General features: G+C 58.3%; 6 protein-coding genes. 1 reads left to right on the top strand and 5 read right to left on the bottom strand.

The features are described from left to right. The first annotated feature begins 216 nt into the window (after window positions 1–216). Entirely contained in the window at window positions 217–2013 is a 1797-nt protein-coding gene (ilvB, locus tag NW852_RS09620; RefSeq protein WP_414363916.1) for a biosynthetic-type acetolactate synthase large subunit, read from the top strand. Between the two features lie 285 nt (window positions 2014–2298). Here the strand turns inward: ilvB and NW852_RS09615 are convergent, their stop codons facing one another. From NW852_RS09615 to NW852_RS09595, 5 genes are all read right to left on the bottom strand, one after another. After that, complete coding sequence (locus NW852_RS09615) at window positions 2299–3909, bottom strand: glycoside hydrolase family 57 protein (RefSeq protein ID WP_414371100.1); 1611 nt, start codon at window positions 3907–3909, stop codon at window positions 2299–2301. A 180-nt stretch (window positions 3910–4089) separates the two neighbouring features. After that, window positions 4090–5571: a glycogen synthase GlgA gene (gene glgA, locus NW852_RS09610; RefSeq protein ID WP_414335696.1), complete on the bottom strand. Its 1482-nt coding sequence runs from the start codon at window positions 5569–5571 to the stop codon at window positions 4090–4092. Between the two features lie 162 nt (window positions 5572–5733). Beyond that, window positions 5734–6171 (bottom strand): DUF2996 domain-containing protein, encoded by a 438-nt coding sequence (locus tag NW852_RS09605; RefSeq protein ID WP_414363881.1) that lies wholly within the window; start codon window positions 6169–6171, stop codon window positions 5734–5736. A 76-nt stretch (window positions 6172–6247) separates the two neighbouring features. Further along, entirely contained in the window at window positions 6248–6613 is a 366-nt protein-coding gene (locus tag NW852_RS09600; protein WP_414363917.1) for an NAD(P)H-quinone oxidoreductase subunit M, read from the bottom strand. A gap of 198 nt (window positions 6614–6811) precedes the next feature. Beyond that, window positions 6812–7148 (bottom strand): bestrophin family ion channel (locus NW852_RS09595; RefSeq protein ID WP_414426681.1); only part of this gene is annotated, 337 nt, incomplete at its 5' end.

The raw sequence follows: 7148 nt of genomic DNA, 5'->3' as shown, positions 1-7148 counted from the left end.
GTGGGGTAGTTCATAGAGTTCTCCAAGGCAAAGGCAGGGTGGAGGAAAAACCGGTTCTGCCGGAAAAAAGGGCTACCCCCCAGGCAAATCCCAACTTTGCACAACAAACACCTGCTAAACTGTTGAACTAAATACACAATCCAAAAAGCTGGCCAGTCTTCTGACTCAGCCGCTCCAGGTTGAGTGCTCGGTCGTCTTCAGGGGGGAGAAGATATCGTGGCAACAGGGGCCTATGCACTGGTGGATAGCCTGCATCGACAGGGGGTGCAGCACATTTTCGGCTATCCGGGAGGAGCGATCCTGCCCATCTACGACGAGCTGTACAAAGCCGAATCCCAAGGTCTACTCAAACATTTCCTAGTCCGCCACGAACAGGCCGCGGCCCATGCTGCCGATGGCTACGCCCGCGCCACCGGCAAGGTGGGCGTGTGCTTCGCCACCTCGGGGCCAGGGGCGACCAACCTGGTGACGGGCATCGCCAACGCCATGATGGACTCTGTGCCCATGGTGGTGATCACCGGCCAGGTGCCCCGCCATTTGATCGGTACCGACGGCTTTCAGGAGACCGACATCTTTGGCATCACTCTGCCCATCGTCAAGCACTCCTACGTGGTGCGGGATCCGCGTCAAATGTCTCGGATTGTGGCCGAGGCTTTTCACATTGCCGGCACCGGGCGGCCAGGGCCGGTGCTGATCGACATTCCGAAAGATGTGGGCCTGGAAGAGTTCGACTACCAGCCGGTTAGCGAAGTCAACATCCCCGGCTACCGGCCCACGGTGCGGGGCAACCCTCGCCAGATCCACGCGGCGGCCAAGCTGATTCTGCAGGCCAAGCGTCCCCTGCTCTACGTGGGCGGCGGGGCCATCATCTCTGGGGCCCACGCCGAAATTGCCGAGCTGGCCCACACCTATCAGATCCCGGTGACCACCACCCTCATGGGCAAGGGGGCCTTCGATGAGAACGATCCCCTCTCGGTGGGGATGCTGGGCATGCACGGCACTGCCTACGCCAACTTTGCCGTTACCGAGTGCGACCTGCTGATTGCAGTGGGGGCCCGCTTCGACGACCGCGTAACCGGCAAGCTAGACGAATTTGCCAAGCACGCCAAGGTGATCCACATCGACATTGACCCGGCAGAGGTGGGCAAAAACCGCGCTCCGGACGTGCCGATTGTGGGAGATGTGCGCACCGTTTTGGTGGAGCTGTTGGCGCAACTGAGCAAAATGCCCCACACCCCTGGCCAGACGCAGGCTTGGCTGGAGCGGATCGAGCGCTGGAAGCGGGACTACCCCCTGCAGGTGCCCCGCTATGAGGGTGTGATCGCCCCGCAGCAGGTGATCGATGCGTTTCGTCGCCATGCTCCCCACGCCTACTACACCACCGATGTCGGTCAGCACCAAATGTGGGCGGCGCAGTTTCTGCGCAACGGGCCGCGCCAGTGGATCTCCAGCTCTGGCCTGGGCACCATGGGCTACGGCTTCCCGGCAGCCATGGGGGTCAAAGTGGCCTTGCCTCATGCCGAGGTGATCTGCATCAGCGGCGATGCCAGCTTTCAGATGAACATGCAGGAGCTGGGCACGGTGGCCCAGTACGGCATTGCCACCAAGGTGGCCATCATCAACAATGGCTGGCAGGGCATGGTGCGCCAGTGGCAGCAGGCCTTCCACGGCGAGCGCTATTCCCACTCCGATATGGCTGCGGGCATGCCGGATTTTGTCAAGCTGGCCGAAGCCTTTGGCGTCAAGGGCATGCGCGTCGATCACCCCGATCAAGTGGACGATGCCATCCAAGAGATGCTGCGCCACGAGGGGCCGGTGCTGGCCGATTTTGTGGTCAAGCGGGACGAGAACTGCTACCCAATGGTGCCCGCCGGCAAAGCCAATTACCAGATGATTGGGCTGCCAGAAAAGCGGCAACTGGAACAGGCTGCCGAGCTTATTTACTGCCCCAACTGCGGCGCCAAAAACCCTAGCTTGCACAAGTTCTGCGCCGAGTGCGGCACCAAGCTCTAGAACCGGCAGGGCTGGCCATCAAGGCAGGGAAGTTGGGATCCCAAGTTCTCTGAGAAGATTTGCAATAAGGCCCGCCCTCGGCAGCGGAAAGCCCGCAGAGATACTGCAGCCGTTTCAAACCAGATTGAAGAAAACACTTCCTGGGCGCACCGCTGCCGCGACTGCCCCCAGACCATTGTCCAAGAAGATCTAAGAAGAGAGGCGAGTGCGGCCCAGGTAGTCCGAAATTCTTTTTCCCCACGCTGCGACTGGAGATTGCCAACAGGTTCTGGCCTTGCCCAATGGTTAGAGGGGCCGGTAGACTCGGTAGTTGATATTGGGGAAGATGTTGTCCATATACTCCACCTTGGCCAGCCACTGCTCGTCTTCGGGAGTGGCTTTTTCTCGCCGAAACTGACCGGCTTGGATCTTCTCGTAGAGGTGATTGAAGCGCAGCAGGTGGGACTTGGTGCGGCGTACGGCATAGGGAACCATCGTCCCCGTGCGCATGATGAAGGCCCAGTCGGAAGATTGGGCCAACAGCACTTCCCGCGCCGCCTGGTTCAGGGCTCGCCACTCCAGGTCATCGGCGGGCTCACGGCGGCTCAGCTCGATCATCCGCTCGGTGGCCTTGTGCAAGTGGGGATAGATCCAGGCGTTGGTGGGGTTGAGCCAGTACTCGTGGAAGCCGCGCGCCCCCCAACTGGATTGGGCCGGTTTGCACACCTGTTGGGTGGGGTTCTCCCGCAAGTACTCCGCCAGGTGGGTCATGCGATAGGTGGTTTGGTCGAAGTAGCTCTTGCGAATGAGAAAATCCAAAAACCAGGGGCCCTCGTACCACCAATGGCCGAACAGCTCAGCATCGTAGGGAGCCACCACCAGCGGCGGGCGCCCCATGACGCTGTGCAGATATTCGATCTGTCGCTGGCGGTTGAACATGAAGTTGCCCGCATGTTCTGCCGCCTTCTCCCTGGCCCAGTAGGGATCGTAAAGTTGCTTTTGCCCCAGATCTAGGTTGCGCCCCGTGATGCGATGGTACTTGATGCCGGTGTTTTTCCGCTGGCCGTTGGGCATGATGTAGGGCTTGATGTATTCGTAGTCGGCCTCATACCCTAGGTCTTTGTAGAACTCGCGATAGACGGGATCCCCGGGGTAGCCCACCTCCGCCGACCACACCTGTTGGGAAGACTCGTGATCCCGACCGAAGACGGCAACACCGGTCTCGGTAAAGATGGGGGCGTACATGCCGTAACGGGGCCGTGGCTTGGCATAGAGCAGGCCGTGGGCGTCGGTGATCATGTAGCGCAGGCCAGCATCGGCAATCATCCGCTCCAGCCCTTGGTAGTAGGCGCATTCCGGCAGCCAGATCCCCCGCGGCCATTGGCCAAAGTGCTCGTTGTAGTGCTCGCAGGCCACAATCAGCTGCGCCCAAACCGCCTGCGGGTACATCTGCATCAGGGGCAGGTAGCCGTGGGTAGCGGCGCAGGTGATGATCTCCAAGTTGCCGCTGTCCTGAAACTGTTTGAAGGCCCGCACCAGGTCTCGGTCGTAGCGCTCCCAGAGATCGCGGACCATGGCAAATTGCTTGATGTAGTGCTCGGCTAGGTAGCGAATGTGGCCGTTGGTGGCGTTCTTGTCGTACTCCAGTTGGGCCAGCTCTTCCACCTTGGTTAGATAGTGGTCGTAGCGCTCCTGCAGCAAGGGATCCCGCAGCATCGACACCAGCGGCGGCGTCAGAGACATAGTGAAGCGAAAGTCGATGCCATCTCGCCGCAGCCCCTCGAACATGTGCAGCAGCGGGACATAGGTCTCGGTGATGGCTTCGTAGAGCCACTCTTCTTCCAGCACAAAGTCCTGCTCGGGGTGGCGCACAAAGGGCAGGTGTGCGTGGAGTACCAAGGCAAGATAGCCTATCATGGCGGCTAGGGATCCTCAGGTGGGAGAAGATAAGGGAGCAAGCCTTCCTTCCCCAGCAATCAATCTGTAGGGAAGGTTAAGAGCAGCATTGCTACCTATCGTCCAGCATTTCTCCCTCGCGGTCAAGCGCTGGGATCGCTGGGGATCGCTGGTGGCCGCCGGGCGGCGGGGGGATGTTGGTCAGGACCAGCGGTGGCGAATTTGGTCGTAGATCTCCAGGTATTCTTTGCCGGGGTAGTTCCAGGAGTAGTCGTAGCTCATGCCCTGGATCTGCAGTTGGCGAAACTGGTCGGGGGCGGTGTACCACAGGTCGATGGCCCGATCCAACGCTGACTCTAGGGCTGCGTGATCCGTGTGGTAGAACACGTAGCCATTGCGTTGCTCAGGCAATTTGCAACTGTCGTAGTCGCGGTCAAAAACGGTATCCACCAGGCCGCCCACGCCCCTCACCACCGGAACTGTGCCGTACTTGAGGCCGATCATCTGGGTGAGGCCGCAGGGCTCGTAGTGGCTGGGCACCACCAGGATGTCTGCCCCTGCATAGATGAGGTGGGAAAGTTCTTCGTTGAAACCCAGCTCGATGTGAACGTCGGGGTTATCGTTGAGGTAGCGTTTCTCATGGGCAAACCAGGCGCCGATCCCCGGCTCTGTGGCGGATCCCAGGAGAACAAACTGGGCATTTTTGAACAGGGAGCGGTAGATGGCATGGTGCACCAGATGCACGCCTTTCTGTTCATCGAGGCGTCCGATATAGGCCACAATCGGCTTTTCGACATCTTGCAACAGCAGCCGTTCCCGCAGGGCTCTTTTGTTTTTGGCCTTGTTTTCCAAAGTTTGCGCTGTGTAGCGAAAAGGAATAAAGCGGTCGATCTCAGGGTTCCAAATATCGTAATCGATGCCGTTCAGGACGCCGCGAAACTTGTGCTGGTGTAAATAAAGCGTGTGACCCAGCCCATAGCCGTAATCGCCAAATCGCACTTCCAGGGCGTGGTTGGGAGAAACCGTGGTGACAAAGTTGGAAAAGACGATCCCGCCCTTCATAAAGTTGAGGGCAAAGGGGTTAAAGTTATCTCGCAGACGATCGTAGTGGAAGTAATAGGGCTCCCGATTGAGGCCAGTGGCCCAAAGAATTTCCGGGCCGCCAAAGCCCTGGTGCTTGAAGTTGTGGATGGTGTAGCATACCCGCTGGTTTTCCATGCCGTGGTACTTGTAGATCTCAAAGAGCAGTACCGGCACCAGTCCTGTCTGCCAGTCGTGACAGTGGATGATGTCGGGGCGCTTGTTGCTTTTGAGGAGAAACTCCAAAGCTGCCTTGCTGAAAAAAGCAAAGCGCATGTTGTCGTCTGGGCAACCATAGTAGCAGCCGCGATTGAAGAAGTTGTCGCCGGAGTGGGGCTCAATAAAAAAGCAAAGGCGGCCATGTACCCAGCCGCAGTACACCGAGCAGTGGATGGCTCCCCCATACCAGGGCACCCAGAGGTCGCGGTAGGCATCGTGCAAGCCCCAGATCTGGTCGTAGCGCATGGTGTCGTACTTGGGCAAAACCAGCTCGACACAGTGCCCCCGCACTTCTAGCTCCCGGCTGAGGCCGTACACCACATCCCCTAGCCCACCTGCCTTAATGACGGGGGCACATTCCGACGCAATCTGCACGATGTACATTTCGAGATCTCCCGTAGCACCGCCTTACTTTTCTTCACAAAAGATAATCTCTTTTGGCTTCGCTAGCCCATCCCCCGCCTCAGCGAAAAGGGATCCCCGAATAGGGATCCCTTCTGGCAGAACAGGCGCGATTTGGCTGGGCTATCTAGGAGCTTGGATCCCTCAATACCACTGCTGGGCGTAGAGGCGCTGCACCAGATAGAAAACAAACAGGTTCACGTCGACGCGGCGCTCGTCGATCATAAAAGACTCGAGGGTGCTGGCCGGGGATCCTTCAACAGCACAGCGGAAGAACTTGGGCCCGTTGAGGGATCCCTCAGCAAAGAGGACGCTAAACTGCTTCTTGCCGCCGGCAAATGAGCCGACCAGCGTCTTGCCCTCCAGCCGCAGTTGCAGATCGTTGACGCCGCGTTTCTCAAAAGCGGCGATGGTTGCTGGGATCACGTCTTCTGCAATCAGTTGCTCAAAAGGCTTCTCTTCCTTGGCTGGTTTTTTCGCCGCGGCTTTGGCGGAGCCAGTCGCCCCAGTAGCAGGATTAGCGACCTCGACAGGGGCCGACTTTTCGCCAGTGGTCTCTTGAGGGGTGGGTTCTCCAGACATGGATCGGTGCTCCGACAACAAGTAAGTTGGGCTACAGACTCAAATGGGCTAGATCTGTCCAGAATGGCGAAGAGGGCTAGCCTTTGGGGATGTACTGGCCGACGATCCCTTCGGCAGGGATCTGGGGGAAGCCCATGCTGTAGTTGGGAGTACGCCCCTGCAGGTTGTAGGCAATCTCCCCCTGCTTGAGGAGAGAGCGAATGAAGTGTTCCAGGTCAGACCCGATGCGCCGTAGGTTGTACTCGGTCAGATCCCGGCCCCTGTACTCTTCCACCAATTCCTCAAAGCGGGCATAGACCTTCTGCAGGGCGGCATCGTTCCAGACCAGCTCGTTATCCGGATCCACATCAAGAGTAAGCAGATCGTCGCGGGGCACAAAGTGGTTATCAGCAGTTACCTCGCCAGCAAAGATGTGAACGTGGCGAGTGGTACATTTCAGCATGGCAGTCGTTCTCGTCAATATCCTACCCTCCTCAAGGTATCATTCCCGGCGCCGAGGTGGGATCCCTTGTTGTCCAGATCCCAGAAAGTTGCCTAGGCCAATCTCCCCACCCAACAATTTTGGGGAGAAGCGGGATCCCTTTAGCTTAATCGGCGGGAAGCCCCGCACTGTAGACCGGACTGCCTTTCCCAGAGCAACCTAAGTTTGTTCATGAGATAACCCATGGTTGTTCTGGGCAGACTGGATCAAATCGGCGATATTCTGCTTCATCTTACTGCAAATCACATCAAGGGGCAGGTCGTTTGGATCCCGGCCGAAGGGGTTCTCAATTTCAATGCCGATCTCCTCGACGCCAAACAGCATAAAGGCCAACAGCCCGACAATGGGGCCGGTCATCCAACCCAAGCCCTCCACCATCTGAAACGGCAAAGACAAACAATAAAGCAGCAATAACTGCTTCAGATGGAGGGCATAGGCAATGGGCATTGGGGTCATGAGAATGCGCTCGCAGGCACCCAAGGCATCTACCATGTTA

The sequence above is a fragment of the Synechococcus sp. H60.1 genome, assembly GCF_047462335.1.
GTDB lineage: Bacteria > Cyanobacteriota > Cyanobacteriia > Thermostichales > Thermostichaceae > Thermostichus.
This window is presented reverse-complemented; position numbering and strand designations above follow the sequence as displayed.